We start from the raw sequence: 17,751 nt of genomic DNA on the forward strand, positions 1-17,751 counted from the left end.
CGTTGGCAACGTGCTGGCCTCCGGTGCCGCCGAGGAGGTCCCAGCGGTTGCCGGCGATGTCGAGAAAGACCGCGACCCGGCCATAGGGTTCGGTCCGCGGTTCCCGGACGACGGTGACACCGGCCTGCACGACGCGCAGGTAAGCGGCGTCGAAATCCTCGACGCGGAGGAAGAACCCGACCCGGCCAGCTACCTGGTTACCGACTGCGGCACGCTGGTGTTCTCCGTCCGCGCGGGCGAGCAGAAACCCGGTCTGGGCACCCGGCGGCCGGACGACGACCCAGCGCTTGGGTCGCCCGTCATTGGTCAGCGACGGGGAATCCTCGACGAGGTCAAACCCGAGCACGTCGGTGAAGAATGTGATCGCAGGGTCGTACTCGTCGACGATCAGCGCAACCAGGTCGATCTGCACCACCGCAGCGTACGCAGGGGGTGGCTTCCTGCTCGTCGCTCACGCGTCTCGACAGCGGCACATGTGCGTACGGACCTCTGCGACCGCGTCGGCAAGGGCTCCCATTCCGTCAGTGATGGTGCGTTCGGTGCGGGTGGTCCAGCCCAGCGAGTCCTGCGGGGCTCAGGCGGTACCGGGAGACGCCGTGCTGGACCGGGAGTGGCCCAGCCGGCTTGGTGAAAGAACACCTCGACGAACGTCGCGGTGATCTGCCCAGACGGGGCGTCGGTAGCTGAATCGCCCATCCTTGTCGGTGAGCGGCGGGAAGAACGTCACCATCGCTGCCGATTTCGGCGATACCGGGCCGTGGGTGTGCGCAAAGGTCGTCTCAAAGGGCCACGACCCGGCGCCCGCGCGTGTGACCGGCTTGACTGTCGACGTGTGCCTGCGCGGCTTCGGCGAGCGAGTACGACCTCTCAACCGGAATGTGGAGTTTTCCTCGTGAGATGAGGTCGGCGGCCTCGGCGAGCGCCTCGAACATGCTGCCACCCGCTCCAGAGAATCGGACACCGAATTCTGGCGCGCGGAGATCGGCGATGGAGATCACCTTCCGCGGATCTCTGGTCAGCTCGACGAGCTCGCGGATCACGCCCGAGCCCGCCAGATCGAGAGCCGCGTCGGCGCGGCCGAGCTGCCGCACCCGCTCGACCCAGCCCTCGCCGTACGTCGTGGCGAGGCCACCCAGGCTCCGCAGGTAATCCTGGTTCGCGGCCCCGGCCGTGCCGATCACCGCGATGCCCCGGTCGCGGGCGATCTGCAGCACCGCCGACCCGACTCCCCCCGACGCGCCGCTGACCAGCAGCGTCTGCCCGGGCTGCACGCCGACCTGGCGGATGATGCGCAGCGCGGTCTCCACCACGGAGGGATAGCCAGCCGCCTCTTGAAAAGACAGACCCTCCGGCATCCGGGCCCAGGACGTCAGCACGGCGAACTCGGCATAGGTGCTTGAGCCCCTACCGAAGACCTGGTCGCCGATTTCGACCCCTTCGGCGCCTTCGCCGACCTCGTCCACCACGCCGGAGGCGTCCTGCCCCACCCCGGCGGGCAACTCGATCGGACGGGCCTTCTGGAACTGGCCTTCCCGGTTCCTCCAGTCGACCGGGTTCACCCCCGCCGCCCGCACGGCGATCCGCACCTGACCAGGATCCGCATGGGGCTCCGCGTCGTCGACGAGTCGCAAGACCTCCGGACCGCCGAACTCGGCGAAGCTCACCTTCTTCATGCGCCAGACAGTAGCACTACCGGATAGCTTTAAAAACCCGCTCCACTGATGCTTCTGATAGTGTCTTGCTGTGACCGCGCCACCCGGACGTCGTGAGCGTAAGAAGGCCGCGACCCGCCAGAAGATCGCCGACACCGCCCTGCGGCTCTTTGAGGAACGCGGGTTCGAGGCGGTGGGCATCCGCGAGATCGCCGCCGAAGCCGACGTGGCCGTCACTACGCTCTTCCTGCACTTCGCCTCGAAAGAGGCCATGGTGTTCGAGCTGGACGAAGACTTCGAGCAACGCCTCGTCCAGGCGGTCACCGACCGGGCGCCGCACGAGCCGCTCATCCCCGCACTGCGCCGCGAGATCCACGCACTGGTGCACCACTGCACGTCGGCCAGTGCGGCCCCGATCTGGCTCATAATCGGCGAATCACCTGCCCTGCGAAGGTACGACGAGGCGATGAGGTTGCGCCACGCAGAATCGTTGGCCACGGCAATCGCCGCCGATCCCGACCTGTCACAGACCGCGACCGCGTGCCGGACGATCGCAAGGTTCGTCATCGACGCCTATTCGCTGGCCCGCGAGGCGGCCGATCCTCAGACCGCCGTGGACGAGATATTCCAGATGATCGAGGCCGCCTGGAAGGTCACCGCCCCTGCCCGCCCTGCCCGGTGAACGGCGCGAGCCCAATCTGCTCCGAGCAGGGCGCAGCGGCGCTGACGTCGGCCGCAACGAATCGAACAGCCGCAATTCAGATCCACAGCATCGACGATAAAGGCTCATCGTCGTCCATCTGACGTAGGGAGATGATCTTCAGGTGATCCGGACCCCCACGCCGAAGCCGGGCACCTCTGAAAACCAGCGCAGAAAGCGCAAATCCCGGGCCAGCAGCGCGGCCAGCACACCCACGGCGAGCAGCAGGTCGGCGAGCTCCACCAGCTAGAGGGCGGAGATGGAGGTGGGAGCTCGTTCTTGCCGAGCTAGCGCGCGTATCACGTTCAGGGAACCGTGTCGCCAGGCCGCGAGGCTGCTCAGCAGCTGGATTGTCGCCTCAGTCGCTGTCTGCGGCATCGGTGGCGTCGGCAAGCCGAGGCTGACTGCCAGGTCGTCGGTGTGCACGAGCAGCTCCACGACCCGGGTCAGCAGGAAGTCATCGATCTTTAGGCCCCAATCGCCGAGGTCCACGATGCGATCGGGCGGTTGCGCTGTCACCGTGGCACCCAGGTCGGCCAATGCCGCATCGACCGCGTCCGCCAGCTCGCTGGCGGTCGTCGCCGCAGCTGTCTGCTCGCTGCGGCGCCGGATGTCGATGTTGTCGGCACCACCCACGCCTGAAGTCACCCAGGCGTTGCCGGTGAAGTGTTCCAACACCGAGATCGCCGATTCTCCTGGTGGCGCGGCGAGGAACGTCACGGTCTGAGTGACCTGGTTGGCCAGGTGGTGGGCGAGGCCGCCGGTGGAGAAGTCCGGCAGTGCGCTGGGCGAGGACCATTGCTCGGCCAGTATCGGATTGCGCAACAGGGCCATGGCGGTCTCGGCGGCGTCCAGGAACGCGGGTCGGATCATCGAGTGCACGTTATGCGCGCACAGGAACCCTTGTCATCCCCGCACGCGCCGGCGGGGAGCGGCTCCCCGTTGCGAGTGCGTGGACATCGGCAGATCAGTACACCGGCTTGAACCTGCCGGCTTGAAGCGCGGCGGTCGGCTGAGGCCGTCGGATGAACTCTCGGTCGCGGGCGGTGACCGAAGCCGTTGGGCTGGCCGCTCGGAGGACCACATCGAGGACCAAGTCTGGATCCGCTACGTAGGCGCCGCTGGCCCATGCGGCATTTGCCTCGATCACGGCCCAGTAGCCGCCGAGCAGTCCTACGTCCACAATGATGGCGGAGGGCGGCGTGTGCTCGTATCCGGCGATGAGATCGGTGCCGAAGGCTAGCGCGTCGGTCGACGGAGGACCGAGGTGCAACCGGCCGTGCGCGGCGTACTGGCTGCCGGTGTAGACGACACCGTCGAGCAGGTGTAGCCGGTACTCGGCGGTGAAGTCGACGATGTCGCTGACGAGCACTGGAGTCCGCTCACCGACACCGTGATAGGCACCCTGAAGCCGCAACTCACCCTCGACGACCTGCGCAAGGACATCGCCGCCATCGGTCACCCGACCGCCGCCACCCAACTGCAGGCTCAGCAAGCCGCTCACCCTGCACACAGGTGTGTCCGTCACGGACCAGGCCATCCGCCAGCGCCAGAACCGAAGGCCGCCGCACCGAACCCGGTCCGGCCATAGCAACCGGTCCCCGACCAGAAACGCCAGGAAGCGTTCGATCGGTTCCAGGCATCCGTGACGCCTTCGGACCCGCCGAACAGCCTGAAGCGCTGGTCAGGGCGCTGCCCGTGGGATCGGTGTCTCAGATGATTGAACCGCGGCGGACTCCAGCATGCTCGCCCACGACGCTTCACATCGAACCGCAGCACACCAACAGACGTGGCCTTGGGTGAACCGAGACGCCGGCCGGCACCAGCCACCCCCAGCAACCGACGCGGTCGGTGCTCAAGGGCTCAGGCAGGACCCAGGGGCCCGTGCGGATCTCGGAAATCTTGTATGTTTCGCCCTGACGATCATGTACGTGAGTGATAGGAAAGAGAAGTCAATATGCGAGGGAAGATTACGGCTGGCGTTCTCCTGGCACTGGCCCTCCTGGTCCCGGCGACATCGGCGGTGGCTCAAACCAGATCGCCCGTGCTCACCGAAGCATCCTGCCGAGTGGTCGTGTACACGGATATTCGCGAGCTTGTCACCGTCGACCTCGATACCGCCTCCGACACCGAGGTGCGGGTGCTGGCCAACCAGATCCTGGCTGCGGCAACCGCCAACTCGTTGACCACGTTGCCGGGCAGAATCCAGGCGCGGCTCGACGGCTCTGCGAAGGATCTCCGCGCGTTCCTCAAGACGAACCTGCAGACCTCCTGGTCCACAGATCTGCGGATCGCGGTGAACCGCACGATGCCGAACGCTGGCGTCAACGTGCAAGCAGCCGCGCAAGCGGCACTCGACAACGGGACCATCGATGCCCTTCTGGCTTACCTGAACCACGGCCTGTACATCGCCCGTGCGCTCGACTCCGGGTCTCTCAAGCTGTACACGGATATTCGTCCGCTTGTCACCGTCGACCTCGATACCGCCTCCGACACCGAGGTGCGGGTGCTGGCCAACCAGATCCTGGCTGCGGCAACCGCCAACTCGTTGACCACGTTGCCGGGCAGAATCCAGGCGCGGCTCGACGGCTCTGCGAAGGATCTCCGCGCGTTCCTCAAGACGAACCTGCAGACCTCCTGGTCCACAGATCTGCGGATCGCGGTGAACCGGACGATGCCGAACGCTGGCGTCAACGTGCAAGCAGCCGCGCAAGCGGCGCTCGACAACGGGACCATCGATGTCCTTCTGGCTTACCTGAACCACGGCCTGTACATCGCCCGTGCGCTTGACTGCACGTCTCAGCCAGCGGCGGCGGCATCGGCCTGACGTCTCGGAAGCCGTCCACTGTGGACGGCGGGTTCGGGTGGGCCGTGCCATGAGGGGGCGGCCCACCCTCTCGGCGGGCCGACTGGTGAGAAATCGGCCCAGCGGGCAAAGCAGCAGCAACTCATGACCTTGTGGCCCGGCCGGAGGCGTTCAAACCTCCGGCCAGCTCGTCGGTGATTTCGGCTATCACGTGGGCTCGTCGCTGCAGCAGCGATGGGGTGTGCAGAACGACTGTTGGCACCCGTTGCTGAGTAGTTCGTGTCCGCAAGATGTGCTGGTACTGACCGGAGAATCGATGCGGGACGACGACAGCGTTGACCAGATCCGCCGAGTGTTGCGAGAGCTGGGCCGCCCGCGTGTGATCGAGTTGCGCGATTATGAGGCCAGCACGGATTCGGTGGCCTGAACGCGCGGGTGGGTGTCCACCTGGTCGGTGGGTGGATGGGTTCCGGGTGGAAAGGGCTGGACCGTGGGTATCGCATGGCGCGAGTCGCCGGAAGAACTGGTCGGGCTGCTACGCCACCACGGCCTGACTCCAGACCGGGTGAACAACGTCGGGACGGCATGGAAGGCGTTCCGCGACTTTCTTGCCCAGCCGGTCGACGGCCTGGAGCCCGGGCCGAACAGCGACGCCGACGGCTTCACTATTCAGTGGGGCCGGTACAGCTGGCACAACCGGCTCCCCAGCCTGAGCTTCACCCGACAGTTCGCCGTCGACGTGCGGGGACGTTGGAAGGAGACCGACTGGTACCAACCAGAGATCTGGCAGGTGAGCCTGGATCTGGTCTTTGCAGACGCACCCGCGCTCGCCGATCTGGGCCGGCTCAACGTCCAGGACAGCGGGTTCGACTTCAGTCCACTCGGTCCGGAGCGCGACCATGCGATTGGTGAAGCGGAGTCGGAGGTGCAGCACCACCCGATGTTGCGAGCACTCTGGGCGAGGACCCCCGTGCACAGCGCCGTCATGCTGGACCGCGCGGATTAGTCACCCGAACGCCCCAGACGCACCCGGCTTCGGTGACCCGCGCATTGCTCGAGTGCACGGTGATCGATAGTTGCGGGTGGTCTCGTGGTAGCAGCCTCATCGCCTGACGTCCGGCTGAACGATGTCCCGGCCGCCGGTGTGCGGCGTCGGGAGGTAGCCCGGGTACGGCTGCGGCAGTGCCGCCACGCAGGCCGCGGAGCATGCGTTTACCAGTAACGGCAACACGTCGGTGGCGACCAGGCCAGAGATCCAGACCTGGCGAAGCTCACCGTCAACCGGCCCATCGCAGACGCTGCAGGTTCGCACCGCGTCGCAGCCCCACACGCCTGGGTCGAGCGCGGCGAAGTCCGCCTCCACCGCACGGGTCACTGGCCGCAGCCGTGGAAACGGAGGACGGAACTTGACGTTGCCATAGAGGACGCGCGTGCTCACCGTGCTGCCGGCCAGCTTCGTGCATCTGGTCAGCTCATACGGGTACCAGTGCAGCCGGTGGGAGGTGTACGGATCGAAGACCTCAAGGCTGGTCATCGACCCGATCTCGGGCGGGATGCGAACCAGATTCGTGCCGTAGAGCACCAGACGTTTGACGGCGGTCAGCTCCGCGATCGTCTCCGGTAGCGTGACGATCTGCCGCCGCTCAGGAGCACTCAGCTCCACGAACGGCTTGAACACCGTCCGCCCATCCGCCGCGGCCTCGTCGATCAGCGCCAGCAGGTGCCGCCAACCCGTCGCCTCGGTGTCCTGACGGTCCGCATGGAAGACGACGTTGTCCGGCCGGGTCGCGACCGAGTGGCCGACGCAACGGCAATGGTCGCGTGCCGGACCGCCTGCACTGGGTCCGACCGCATCCGCAAAGCGATTGGGAACCAGATGCGGCGTGATCTCGTTCGCGTCCACGCCGAGGACCCTACCGGCACCCATCGACCGCATGCGCGCTGTCATCGGCTCATCCAGAAGGCGCCGACGTGCTCGTGGCTGGGAAGCTCATGCAGTCACGTGCGAACCAACAGGTCGAGAATTCCGCCAGTACCGGACAGGCTCTCGCGGTGCCACGGTCATGATCTGCGCAGCCTGATCCGCTGGAAGATGAAGAAGTAGCCGCTACCGGCATCCGCCGTGCACGAAGGGCTGCGCAGCCCAGTAATGAGCGGCGGCCGCCGGCGCCGGGCCGGCGGCGAGAACCCACTCTTCGCCGAGTGTCCCGATAACGAGATCGCCGTTCTCGAACCGCAGCAAGAGACCAGCGCAGACTCGTCAACGTCCTGGCCGACGACGATCACAGCGCCGTCGGTGAGCCGGGCGCCAGCCGGTACGCCGCCGCGGCGAGCGCCACGATCACATGCACGGCGAAGGCCACGAGGCCGACCCACGGCGCTAGGGTCCCGTCCGCCTGGGTCAGCGCCATCACGGCGCTGCCGGCGTTGCTCGGCAGGTACGGGGTGAGGGCCTCGGAGATCGAGTCCGAGCAGCACGGCCAGACCAGGCACGATCAGCAGGAGGCCGGCCAGGATCGCGATGGTGCTGGGGCGGACGAGCATGCCGAGCGCGACGCCGAGCACCGCGACCAGGTACCCGGGTACCATCGGCACCCCTTCAGCCGGGCGGCCCATGAGGCGATCAGGTCACGGCCTCGGGGCGAACCCCGCTCGTCGAGGGTCACCACCCGGGCGGCAGCAGCTGGACGACCAGTGACGCCACGTCACGTGCGGTCGTGACGCGGCGCCACTGACGAGTCGGCCGGGCCCGAGGTGTCATGGAGCATCTGACAACGACGACCGTCCCGGTGCACCTACTGACGGCGACAGTCCGAGGCCCAGCCCGTCTGAAAGGACCGCCTGAGTGACCGCCCCACACTCCGCGCCCGATGCCGCACCCGAGGCGTCCGCTTCCCCGCGCAGTCGACGGCGATGGCCTTGGATCGTCTCCGCCGCCGTCGTCGCCGTCGTGGTTGCCATCGGCGTCGGCACGACCGCCCTTCAGTTCGGTCTGCCGTGGTGGATGCAGGAAGGAGACCGCAACCACGTGTACGAGAGCGACGCCGGTTCGCAGCGCTACCAGGTCCACCTTCCGCCTCAGCACGACGCAACGGCCCGACTGCCCGTCGTCATGGCGATCCACGGCTGCGCCATGACCGGCTACGGGTGGAACTCGATGAAGTCCACGACGCAGTTCAACAACCTGGCCGATCGGGAGGGCTTCATCGTCGTCTACCCGACGCAACGGATCTTCGGTAGTGCGATCAACTGCTGGAACTCGACGGACCCCCGCGAGCAACACCGCCAAACCGGCGAACCCGCGCTGCTCGCCGGCGTCGCCCGCCAGGTCGTCGACACGTACGACGCGGATCCCGACCAGGTGCACGTGGCCGGCGCCTCGTCCGGGGCAGGAACCGCCGTGATCCTCGGCGCGACCTACCCCGACGTGTTCGCCACGGTGACCTCGGTGGCGGGCGGTGAGTACGGACTCGACCAGGTCGACCCGGACAACCCGGACGCGACCCCACCGCTGGACACGGCACGTCAGGCCCGGGCCCAGATGGGTAGCCGCGCCCGGCAGGTGCCACTGCTCGTCATCCAGGGCGAAGAGGACGAGGTCGTTCCACCCCTGGTCGCCACCCGACTCGTCGAACAATGGACCACGGTGAGCGATCTCGTCGACGACGAACTGCCAAACGGCAGCCTCCACTCGACCGAGGAGAATGTGTCCGTGCCGGCGGCGGCGGGCCGCCACGCGTACGTGCACTCGACGATCACGGCACCGAACGGTACGTCGATCGTCGAGGCATACCGCGTCCAGCAGATGGGGCACGCCTGGCCGGGCCCCGACGGCGACGGCAGGTACACCGATCACGCGGGTCCCGACGCCAGCGAGATCGTCTGGGAGTTCGCCAAGCGTCACCCGATGACGTGAGTCGACGGGGCGTGGCACGACGTGGCCGCGCAGCGGACTCCTACCGCGTTCCCGACTCTCATCGGGTTCCGGTCACGGAAAGTTCACCAGGTACACGTTGGTGTTGCTGGAATTCGCCGCCGCTCCCACGTCGTTGATCACGCGGGAGATGGTGCCGACCCCGCCGAGAGAGACCACGGCCATGTTGTGGAATCGCACCCCGGCAGTGGTGGGCGCCTCGAACGCCCGTGCCGAGGCCACCGCGGGATTGACGTTGAAGTAGCAGTAGCTGCCCAGACCCCACGCTTCGAACGTGGTGACCCCGGGGTTCACCTTGATCGCCGGATAGCCGTTCTGCGAGCCGTTTGTCCAGGCGGCCTGGTTCGGTGGGTCGTACGGCATCTCGTTCTGGAAGAAGATGATCCGACCGTTGGCGCCGTTCCAGACCACCTCGGTCTTCTGGTAGTGCTCGACGAAGAGGCCGGTGGCGAGCACGTTGTCGCCGTTGACGGACAGGCCGACGTCCGCCGTGTTGACCGTCCAACCGACGCCGCTACCGTGATCGGCACGCCACGCCCAGGTGTGGTCGATGATCGTGTTGTTGGCGTTGACCACCAGGCTGTTCGTCGCCTTCCCGGCGACCATGCCGCCGATGCGGAAGAACACATCCTGCACGGTGGTCGGGTTGCCGGCGTGGGACACCACCGACTTCGCCGAGCCGACACGGAGCAGGGTGTCGCTGTTCGTGGTTCCGGCGTCAAAGAGCAGGCCCTTCAGGCGTACGCCGTCGACGTCGGCGACGTCCATGGCGTTGACACCGCCGTCGGGAATGATCGTCGGATAGCCGATGCCGAGCACGACGGTGTTCGCCTTCGTCACCCGCAGCGTTTGGTTGACGTGGTAGATGCCGGGTGTGAAGAAGACGTTGCAGCCGTTGGCCAGGGCCGTGTTGATTGTGGCCGCGGAGTCGCTGGGGCGGGCGACGTAGAAGGTGCTCATCGGCAGTGAACTGCCGGGCGTCGATCCGCCTGCCCAGCTCGGGCCTGCGGCGTTCGTCCGCAGTGCGGGGAGGAACACCCGGTACCGTCCGGCGCCGTCGAGGTAGAGGTACGGCACGTCGCGTGAGAGAGGCGTGCTGCCGAGCGTGGTGAAGCGCGGACCGGCGGGCGCGGTGTTGAAGTTGTTCGGCGGCGCGCCGTTGACGCCCGAGAAGACCATGTTCCAGTTCGACCCGCTCCACGAGCCGAGCGAGCTGTCCCGCGTGTACCACTGCTGCTGGGAGGCCGACTCCGTGTTGCCGTCGACCTTCGAGTCGGCGATGTACCCGCCGCTGGCCCAGCCGTAGCTTGCGGGAAAAAGATTGAGGTTTCCGAGAACGTGCATCCGGCGGAACGGCGCGGCCTGGGCGACAGCCCAGCGGTTGGCTCCGCCGTTCGTGTTGATCGACATGTTCTCCGCGGAGCGCCAGAAGTTCTGAGTGGCGTTGCCGGCGTCGCTGGCGTTGAAGGCGTCGACCGTCACCGCGCCGTTGATCCGTACGTCGTCGGGGTTCTGCCCGAGGCCGAGGATCGAGGAGTTGAAGCCGATGTTGGCATAGACGTTGTACGGCGTGGCGCTCGGCTTGAACAGCATCGCATCGCGCCGGGTGGCGAACTGGGCGCTCGTGGTGCTCTTCTGCGCCTCGAAGATGGTGTCGAGTGAGGACTGGATGGCAGCATCGCTCATGCCGTGGTCGTAGACGTGCACATTGGGGCCGAAATCGGGGGTGTCCGAATAGGCTGGGCAGCTGCCGCCGCCGACCGTGAGCGAGAATTTCTGCGCCCCGGTGCCGTTGCAGTCCCAGATCTGCAGGCGGGTGCCGTTGGCACTGGCGCCGCTCGGCGAGTCCATGCAGCGGCCGGACTGGGGGTTGCGCAGCGAGCCGTCGGCCTGCGCGGTCCACTGCTGGGCGCCGGTGCCGTTGCACTCCCACAGCTGCAGCTTGGTGCCGTTGGTGGTGCCACCGCTCTGCACGTCGAGACAGCGGCCGATCGTGGTCAACGCGGTGCCGCTCCAGGTCCAGTGCTGGTCGGCGGCACCACTCTGGCAATCCCAGAGCTGCACCGCCGAGCCGTTGCCGCCGGTGTCGTCACCGCTGACATCGACACAGCGACCGCCCGGGCCGATGATCGGATTTCCCACGACGGCGGCGCCGGCCGGACCGGCCGGCGCGACGAACCCGAGGGCGCCGAGCACGATCAGCGCCAGCAGGCTCCCTGCGCGCCGAGACCTCACTGGTGTAGCTTTCATCGCTTCCCTGCTCCCACTGGTTGGTCTGCCCGGCGCAGCCACGTCAGTGTGAGAGCGCTCTCAAGCCTCGCATCCATAGTGTCATGTCAATGAATCACACTCGTCAAGAAGTGCTGGACATCGAATCGTCCGATCACCGGTCGGTCGACGCGCGGGGCCGGGGGTCACCACACCGATTGACGCTGATTCATATCGTGACGATAGTAGCGAGCGTGGACATGAACCCTCCTTGGACCACTGGCGCGGCCCCCGCGCGCGCGGTCAGCCGTCGTCGCCTGCTCACCGGCCTCGGTGCCGCGACGGTGGCTGCCGGGGTCGGCGCGCTCGGCCGACCCGCTCCGGCCACAGCCGACCATGCCGCCGCCGCCGTCCTCTTCTCCGTCGTCAGCACCTTTCCCAGTAGCGTCGGCGGCGACCCGGCGGACGTCTACCATCCCGTCACCTCCCGTCGTCACACTCCGTGGCCGGTGGTGCTGCTCCTGCAGGGCGCCAACGTCGACAAGGCCAACTATCGGGCCGTCGCCCGCCGAGTCGCGGCGTACGGCTTCGTCGTCGTGGTCCCGAACCACCAGCGAGTGATCGCCGGCCGTGCCGGCCTGTTCGTCGTCGGCGAGCAGGCGGGTTGGACGGTCGACTGGGCCGCCGGCATCAACTCCAGCCCCGGCTCACCGCTGCGCGGGCGGGTGGACGCGGACTCGCTGCTGCTGATCGGGCACTCGTTCGGCGGCGCCACCGCGCTCAGTCTCAGCACCGGGCTGTGCACTCCGCCGTTCTCCGACGCGCCACTGCCAGCACCACGGCAGCTGCGGGCGATCGCCTGCTACGGCACCAACAACGCGGCGCCTGGCGGCTCAGGGGTAACGCCAATCGCTAACACCGTACCGATCGCCCTGATCCAGGGCAGCACCGACGGCATCGCCGAGCCGGCCGACGGCCTCGCCACGTACGAGGCGATCACTGCGCCGCCGAAGCTCTACGCCGAGCTGAAAGGCGCCAACCACTACGGCATCACGGACACCCAGCAGCCGGCGGGCGCCATCCCCGATCCCTCCCCCGAAGCGCTCCACCAGTCGGTGGCCGTCGCGAAGGTCGCCCGGTGGAGCGCGCTCTGGCTACGGGCGCAGCTCGGTGACCCGGTCGGGCGGGCCTGGGTCAGCGGTCTCGGCGACCTCGTCGACACCGACGTCACCACGCGATACCGCGTCCAGCTCTGATCTGACCTCTGCCGCGGGATCAGGGATGGGTTCTGCCGCACCGGCAGGGCGCTTCAGGGCGTCAACCCACGTCGGTAGTCCATCTGATTCTTAGCCGGGCGGGCCGGCCAGCATGCTCGCAGCATCTGGTCGCGGATCCGGTGTTCGACCACATGCCGGAGCGCTACTACACCCACAATGAGCACCGAGCACCAGCGGATGACGCCCGCATGTTGCGGCTGTTCTCGATCTCCCGGCCGTGCCGGAGTACTGCCGCTGAACTCCGACAGTGTGCCCGCCCTTCTTCAGATCGCCGGTCTCGTCGATGACCAGCACCGCGTCGGCATCACCGAGCTGCTCCGCATCAGGCCCCAGCTCAGCGAAGGTCAAAATCCCCGGCTGGAGTACTAACTGCCGCGCGAGCGCCCACGGAATGTGGGTGCGGCCCACCATATTGAACTCCACCGATGGCGGGGTCGATGACAGATACCAGTCCGTGTCACAACACCGTCACAACGATCGCGCCCCGATACACCGGTTGCTTCTCTCTTCACTATCCGGCGACCGTACTGCCGGCGAGCGAATGGAATCGGGATGAGGCTAATTGATCGAACCCGCGGAACGACCCGCGGGTTCACCGTTCTCACGGTGCTGGCGTTGCTGCTCGCGGTGGGTGCGCCCGCCGGAGCGGCGAACGCAGAGCCTTCGTCGACGAATCTGAAGTCTTGGCAGGCGGAGATTACGAAGGTCGCGCAACCGTCAGCGAAGGGGTGCTTCACCGCCGACTACCCCCGGCTGGCGTGGCAGCAGAGCAAATGCGGATCAACTCCGTCGATTCCGATGACGCCCAAGCGCAGCATCCGCCCGTTGGTGGTAGGCAACGGCAACGACATCTCCGCGCAGGCACCGAGCGGATTCATCTCCTCCTCGTCCGGCACGTTCGAAAATATCGTGAACGTGACAAGTGAGAGCTCACCCATCGCCAACGCGGGGCCGCCCGTCGCAAATGCCTACACCCTTCAGATCAACACCAACTTCTTCTCGAGTACGGCCTGCGCCGGGTCACCCAACGCCGGATGCCGGGGCTGGGAGCAGTTCGTGCACGCCAACAACGGCTCCAGCGGCCTGGCGTACATCCAGTACTGGCTCCTCCAGTACAACGCGGCATGCCCGGCCGGCGGCTGGACCCAGTTCTCGTTCACCGGAGACCCCGACATCTACTGCTACCGCAACAGCCCGTCCGCCGTGGCGGTGCCCAACCAGCCGATCACCAACCTCGGCGCCCTTCGGCTAACGGGTACGGTCAGCGCGAGCAGTGACAGCGTCACCCTGTTCGTGGGGTCGACGGCGTACAACGCCACGGGTTCCAACTCCGTCAACGCGGCGGCGGGCTGGACCAAGTCCGAGTTCAACGTGTTCGGCTACGGCGGCAACAGCGATGGCGGAGGTGCGGCCACCTTCAATGGCGGCGCGTCCCTCAACGTCCGGACGAGGATCACCTACGGAGGCACCGCCGCACCCATCTGCGCGGCTGAGGGCTTCACCGGTGAGACCAACAGTCTCAACTTCGGATCACCCACGCCGCCGGCGACTCCGCCCGGCCCGGCCGTCATCTTCGTGGAGAACACGACGGGCGGCGCGGCGACCAACTGCGCCGCGGCCTCCGTCATCGGCGACACCCATCAGCACACGGTCGCCGGCCTGCTGTACGACTTCCAAGCCTCGGGAGACTTCGTCGAGGCGCAGGTCGGCAGCACCTTCGAGGTGCAGACCCGGAAGGTGTCCGGCGCGCCCACCTGGCCCAACGCCTCGGTGGACCAGTCGGTCGCGACTCGGATGGGCAGCACCAAGGTGTCGCTGTGCGACGGGAAGAGCCTGGTAGTGGACGGGAGGATCCAGGACGTGCCCTCCGGCGGCGCGCTGCACCTGTCATCCGGGGTGGACGTCCACCACGTCGGCAACGTCTACGTGGTGACCGACCAGACGGGCAACAGCATCCGGGTCACGGTCAACAGCGGGTACATCGACGTCACGGTCGGCATTGGCACCTCGCCGGCAGCCGTACTCGGCCTGTTGGGCAACCCCAACAACGACCCCAAGCTGCTCGCCGCCAAGGACGGGACCCAGTACGCCGTCCCCCTCTCCTTCGACGACCTCTACCAGAAGTTCGGTGCCAGCTGGCGGGTCACCCCGGTCAGGACCCTGCTCGCGTCCTGCGCCACGGTGTCCTCGGGCAACCCGTCGGCACCGTTCTTCGCCCGCGACCTCAAGGACGATGTCCGCAAGCGGTCGGAGAACATCTGCCTCCAGGCCAAAGTCGTGCAGGCCTGGCTCGACGCCTGCACGCTGGACGTCGCGGTGGTCGGAGACCGGGCTGCGACGGCGTACATAGGCCGGACGCCTCCGGTCGTCAACGGCAACAGGTAAGCGCCCACTGAGCTCGATGGGCCGTCACCCCGCTGGGGGGTGGCGGCCTGTCGAGAAAGTACGGACTCGGTGCTGGGCAGGGTCGGCACACGCCGATGGTCGCGTACGACTCCCGCGAATTGCGACATCACCCGGCGGGCCCGTCAACGTCCACTCGACCGCGGAGGGCCGCCACCACGGTTAGACCGAGCGCTGGCTTCAAGGTTCGCAAGCTGGAGCCCTCGCGGCACAAATTCGGCGGTCAGGTCGAATCGGAGTACACGAGGTGACTGCCGCGGTGCCGGCAGGGGGCCGCGCGAACGACTCGTCAACGAGCGAGAAGTCGCAGCCACCCTCGTTCGTCGGTGTAGGTGTTGCCGAGCTACCGGGTCCTCCCGCGATCGGCTCAACGGAGGTCGGCTATCTCCAAGGGGCCTGCGGGTACGAGGTGACTGACGATCGCCGAGAGGGCGACACGCGGTCCTAGAGCCGCGCGATTCGCGCCAGATCCGGATGGCCGAAGTGAGCGTCGCCGATCGCACAGACGGTCGAATATGCCTGCGGATCCCGCGCGTGCGGTTACTGCTCCAAGGTAAGCGGGAAGCCGAACGTCGCTGCGAGTACGGGATCATGGAACTTGGTCACACGCGAGATGCCGGCGGAGGTCGGCGTCAGTACCACGACCCCGTCGGCTGTGTGCGTGCCGTTGGTGTCGAGGTGGTAGACCACCGCGGCCGGCTGACCGTTGGCGGTGGTCGCCATCATCCGCCAGTCGCCGGGTGACCCCAGGACATAGGTGTCGAGCATCTGGATGCACATCGCTCGGCCAGACTGCCAGTCCCGGAAAGGCGTCGCCTCCAGGGTCGCGTCGGTGCGCAGCACTTGCTGCAGGAGGCCAGCGTCAGAGCGCTCGAAGGCCGCGATGTAGCCGGCCAGCAGCGCGCGAGCTCGTTCGTCGGTCGGCTTGAGCAGTTCTGCGGGACCGGGATCCATCTCGTCCAGCCGTGCCCGGGCACGTTGTAGTCCGCTCTTCACCGCGGCAGCGGTGGTGCCGAGGATGTCCGCGGTCTCGGGTGCTGAGAAGCCCAGCACTTCGCGCAGGACGAGAATCGCGCGTTGCCGGGAAGATAGGTGCTGCAAACTGGCGATGAGGGCGAGTCGGATGGATTCGCGAGCGATCACCACCGCGGCTGGGTCGTGCTCGGGTGGTGCGATCCACGCCTCCGGAATGGGTTCCAACCACGAGACCTCGTCAGCAGCCAGGGACCGAGGCGGACGATCGGCGCCCTCGTTGGGTCGTGCCAGCCCCGAGGGTAAGACGCGGATCCTCCGCGGCTTCAATGCCGTCAGGCACACATTGGTGGCGATCGTGTAGAGCCAGGACCGGATCGACGCCCGGCCTTCGAACCGGGAGTAAGATCGCCAGGCTCGTAGAAATGTCTCTTGCACCAGGTCCTCGGCGTCGTGCACCGACCCGACCATGCGGTAGCAGTGCGCCAAGAGTTCCCGGCGGAACCGCTCGGTCTCGGATATGAACCGGTCCTGGTCCCGTGGCTGGCGCAGGTGCGAGGTCACCCGACGAGCCTAGTGACCAGCAGGCGGCTGCATGATCCATGTGAGGGCGACGCTCTTTGCCGAAGCGGGCACCTGATGGCGGCGGAAGATGATCTCCTCACGGGAGCAGCGCCAATTTGCCGGTCGTGGCCCTGTCCTCCAGTTCCGCGAGCGCCTTCGGTCCGTCGGTCAACTCGTACGTTGTGGGCCGGCCGGGGGTCAGGATTCCGGCCGCGATGAGGGAGGACAGCTCGCCCATCAGAGAGCCGAAGACCTGTGGCGTCGCCTGAATCAGCATTCCGAGATTGAACCCGGCCAGGTGGACCTGATGCTTGTACACCAGCTCCCAGTTGGTCACCGAAGCTTCGCCGCCTGCCAAGCCGTAGACGACCACCCGACCTGTGACCCGCTTGGCCGCCGCCAGACTGGCCTCGAAGGTGACGCCGCCGGCCGACTCCAACACCAGATCGGCACCGACGCCGCCGGTCAACCGCAGCACCTCGGCAACGATGTCGCCGTCGACGGAGTCCAGCACGTGATCAGCACCCAATGCGCGCACCACCTCGTGCTTGCCCGGCGAAGCGGTGGCGATGACCGTCGCCCCGTAGTGCTTCGCCACCGTGACCGCCGCCTGCCCGGTCGCACCCGCTGCGGCATGGATCAGTACCGTCTGCGTCGCCACCAGAGCGCCCACGGGCTTGAGAACAGCAAGCGCGGTGACCACATTCACGAGCAGTCCTAGCGCCTCGACCCCGGTCCAGCCCGAGGGCACCGGCACCACCCCGGCCGCGGGAAACACCGCATACTCGGCGAAGGTGCCCTCGCCGACACCGACGACTCGGGTTCCCAACAGCTCCCCGGCCACAGCGGCGCCCACCGCAACAACTTCACCGGCAGCCTCGAAACCCGCCAAGTACGGGGGCGTTGGTCCGTCCCGGAACGTGCCCCGCGATTTCGAGATGTCGGCGAAATTGACGCCGGCAGCGACGATCCGGACCAGGACCTCATCCGGGCTGGGGCTCGGCACGGCGGCGTCTTCGACCAGGCGCATGTCCTGCGGGCCGTTCAGAGACATCTGCTGCAGCGCGCGCATTGTCGTGGGAATATTCATCAGCGAACAACCTTTCGGCCTGGACGTGGTAAGTCGTGCGCGACCCCAACGGTGGGCGTGCCCACAACATGTAGACCGCAGTGAACCTCCAAAGGAATCGCCGCTGCCGAGACGTCAGACACCGGGGCCATGACGCGCGCTCACC

The 17,751-nt window shown here is 67.1% G+C and carries 15 protein-coding genes and 2 pseudogenes; 6 read left to right on the forward strand and 11 right to left on the reverse strand.

The genetic code is table 11. The features are described from left to right. Positions 1 to 28: 28 nt before the first annotated feature. Both ACLJN9_RS16320 and ACLJN9_RS16325 read right to left on the reverse strand, forming a co-directional pair. Positions 29 to 415: pseudogene (locus ACLJN9_RS16320) on the reverse strand (VOC family protein); the annotation flags it as partial. A 364-nt stretch (positions 416 to 779) separates the two neighbouring features. Continuing rightward, positions 780 to 1,673 (reverse strand): NADP-dependent oxidoreductase, encoded by an 894-nt coding sequence (locus ACLJN9_RS16325; RefSeq protein WP_410812199.1) that lies wholly within the window; start codon positions 1,671 to 1,673, stop codon positions 780 to 782. Between the two features lie 70 nt (positions 1,674 to 1,743). Between ACLJN9_RS16325 and ACLJN9_RS16330 the strand changes: the two genes are divergently transcribed. Continuing rightward, positions 1,744 to 2,334: a TetR/AcrR family transcriptional regulator gene (locus ACLJN9_RS16330; RefSeq protein WP_410812200.1), complete on the forward strand. Its 591-nt coding sequence runs from the start codon at positions 1,744 to 1,746 to the stop codon at positions 2,332 to 2,334. A gap of 138 nt (positions 2,335 to 2,472) precedes the next feature. Here the strand turns inward: ACLJN9_RS16330 and ACLJN9_RS16335 are convergent, their stop codons facing one another. The 3 genes from ACLJN9_RS16335 to ACLJN9_RS16345 all read right to left on the reverse strand — a co-directional run bounded on the left by ACLJN9_RS16335 (position 2,473) and on the right by ACLJN9_RS16345 (position 3,847). Further along, complete coding sequence (locus ACLJN9_RS16335) at positions 2,473 to 2,595, reverse strand: hypothetical protein (protein ID WP_410812202.1); 123 nt, start codon at positions 2,593 to 2,595, stop codon at positions 2,473 to 2,475. A 3-nt stretch (positions 2,596 to 2,598) separates the two neighbouring features. Beyond that, positions 2,599 to 3,225: a maleylpyruvate isomerase N-terminal domain-containing protein gene (locus ACLJN9_RS16340; RefSeq protein WP_410812203.1), complete on the reverse strand. Its 627-nt coding sequence runs from the start codon at positions 3,223 to 3,225 to the stop codon at positions 2,599 to 2,601. 94 nt (positions 3,226 to 3,319) lie between these two features. Beyond that, positions 3,320 to 3,847, reverse strand: a complete 528-nt coding sequence (locus tag ACLJN9_RS16345; protein ID WP_410812205.1) for an ATP-grasp domain-containing protein — start codon at positions 3,845 to 3,847, stop codon at positions 3,320 to 3,322. Positions 3,848 to 4,420: 573 nt separating this feature from the next. On the opposite strand from ACLJN9_RS16345, the gene ACLJN9_RS16350 reads away from it, so the two are divergent. Both ACLJN9_RS16350 and ACLJN9_RS16355 read left to right on the forward strand, forming a co-directional pair. Continuing rightward, on the forward strand, positions 4,421 to 5,179 hold the full coding sequence (locus ACLJN9_RS16350; protein WP_410812206.1) for a hypothetical protein: 759 nt from the start codon (positions 4,421 to 4,423) through the stop codon (positions 5,177 to 5,179). A 418-nt stretch (positions 5,180 to 5,597) separates the two neighbouring features. Further along, on the forward strand, positions 5,598 to 6,164 hold the full coding sequence (locus ACLJN9_RS16355; protein ID WP_410812207.1) for a hypothetical protein: 567 nt from the start codon (positions 5,598 to 5,600) through the stop codon (positions 6,162 to 6,164). A gap of 96 nt (positions 6,165 to 6,260) precedes the next feature. On the opposite strand, the gene ACLJN9_RS16360 is transcribed toward ACLJN9_RS16355, so the two are convergent. Both ACLJN9_RS16360 and ACLJN9_RS16365 read right to left on the reverse strand, forming a co-directional pair. Then, positions 6,261 to 7,061 carry a leucine-rich repeat domain-containing protein gene (locus tag ACLJN9_RS16360; RefSeq protein WP_410812208.1) on the reverse strand — a complete coding sequence of 267 codons (801 nt, stop codon included), beginning with the start codon at positions 7,059 to 7,061 and terminating at the stop codon, positions 6,261 to 6,263. Positions 7,062 to 7,440: 379 nt separating this feature from the next. Further along, complete coding sequence (locus ACLJN9_RS16365; RefSeq protein ID WP_410812209.1) at positions 7,441 to 7,569, reverse strand: hypothetical protein; 129 nt, start codon at positions 7,567 to 7,569, stop codon at positions 7,441 to 7,443. Positions 7,570 to 8,003: 434 nt separating this feature from the next. On the opposite strand from ACLJN9_RS16365, the gene ACLJN9_RS16370 reads away from it, so the two are divergent. Then, the gene (locus ACLJN9_RS16370; protein ID WP_410812210.1) at positions 8,004 to 9,074 is read left to right on the forward strand and encodes an alpha/beta hydrolase family esterase; all 1,071 of its coding nucleotides are present in this window, start codon (positions 8,004 to 8,006) and stop codon (positions 9,072 to 9,074) included. Between the two features lie 72 nt (positions 9,075 to 9,146). On the opposite strand, the gene ACLJN9_RS16375 is transcribed toward ACLJN9_RS16370, so the two are convergent. Then, the gene (locus tag ACLJN9_RS16375; RefSeq protein ID WP_410812211.1) at positions 9,147 to 11,342 is read right to left on the reverse strand and encodes a ricin-type beta-trefoil lectin domain protein; all 2,196 of its coding nucleotides are present in this window, start codon (positions 11,340 to 11,342) and stop codon (positions 9,147 to 9,149) included. Between the two features lie 218 nt (positions 11,343 to 11,560). On the opposite strand from ACLJN9_RS16375, the gene ACLJN9_RS16380 reads away from it, so the two are divergent. Then, complete coding sequence (locus ACLJN9_RS16380) at positions 11,561 to 12,556, forward strand: alpha/beta hydrolase family protein (protein ID WP_410812212.1); 996 nt, start codon at positions 11,561 to 11,563, stop codon at positions 12,554 to 12,556. A gap of 228 nt (positions 12,557 to 12,784) precedes the next feature. Here ACLJN9_RS16380 and ACLJN9_RS16385 read toward each other — a convergent pair. After that, positions 12,785 to 12,895: pseudogene (locus ACLJN9_RS16385) on the reverse strand (transposase); the annotation flags it as partial. A 480-nt stretch (positions 12,896 to 13,375) separates the two neighbouring features. Here ACLJN9_RS16385 and ACLJN9_RS16390 point away from each other — a divergent pair. Then, a complete protein-coding gene (locus ACLJN9_RS16390; RefSeq protein WP_410812213.1) occupies positions 13,376 to 14,962 on the forward strand; it encodes a hypothetical protein in 1,587 nt (528 codons plus the stop codon). Between the two features lie 558 nt (positions 14,963 to 15,520). Here the strand turns inward: ACLJN9_RS16390 and ACLJN9_RS16395 are convergent. Further along, positions 15,521 to 16,516 (reverse strand): RNA polymerase subunit sigma-70, encoded by a 996-nt coding sequence (locus ACLJN9_RS16395; RefSeq protein ID WP_410812214.1) that lies wholly within the window; start codon positions 16,514 to 16,516, stop codon positions 15,521 to 15,523. Positions 16,517 to 16,613: 97 nt separating this feature from the next. Next, on the reverse strand, positions 16,614 to 17,606 hold the full coding sequence (locus ACLJN9_RS16400; RefSeq protein WP_410812216.1) for a zinc-binding dehydrogenase: 993 nt from the start codon (positions 17,604 to 17,606) through the stop codon (positions 16,614 to 16,616). Positions 17,607 to 17,751: the final 145 nt, after the last annotated feature.

Source organism: Micromonospora sp. 067-2 (assembly GCF_046549295.1).
Classification (GTDB): domain Bacteria; phylum Actinomycetota; class Actinomycetes; order Mycobacteriales; family Micromonosporaceae; genus Micromonospora.

What these genes read in the sequence shown, in the direction of transcription:
- ACLJN9_RS16325 (WP_410812199.1), bottom strand. Translation starts at nt 1,673, where the DNA reads ATGAAGAAGGTGAGCTTCGCCGAGTTCGGCGGTCCGGAGGTCTTGCGA.
- ACLJN9_RS16340 (WP_410812203.1), bottom strand. Translation starts at nt 3,225, where the DNA reads ATGATCCGACCCGCGTTCCTGGACGCCGCCGAGACCGCCATGGCCCTG.
- ACLJN9_RS16365 (WP_410812209.1), bottom strand. Translation starts at nt 7,569, where the DNA reads ATGGCGCTGACCCAGGCGGACGGGACCCTAGCGCCGTGGGTCGGCCTC.
- ACLJN9_RS16375 (WP_410812211.1), bottom strand. Translation starts at nt 11,342, where the DNA reads ATGAAAGCTACACCAGTGAGGTCTCGGCGCGCAGGGAGCCTGCTGGCG.
- ACLJN9_RS16380 (WP_410812212.1), top strand. Translation starts at nt 11,561, where the DNA reads ATGAACCCTCCTTGGACCACTGGCGCGGCCCCCGCGCGCGCGGTCAGC.
- ACLJN9_RS16390 (WP_410812213.1), top strand. Translation starts at nt 13,376, where the DNA reads ATGACGCCCAAGCGCAGCATCCGCCCGTTGGTGGTAGGCAACGGCAAC.
- ACLJN9_RS16400 (WP_410812216.1), bottom strand. Translation starts at nt 17,606, where the DNA reads ATGAATATTCCCACGACAATGCGCGCGCTGCAGCAGATGTCTCTGAAC.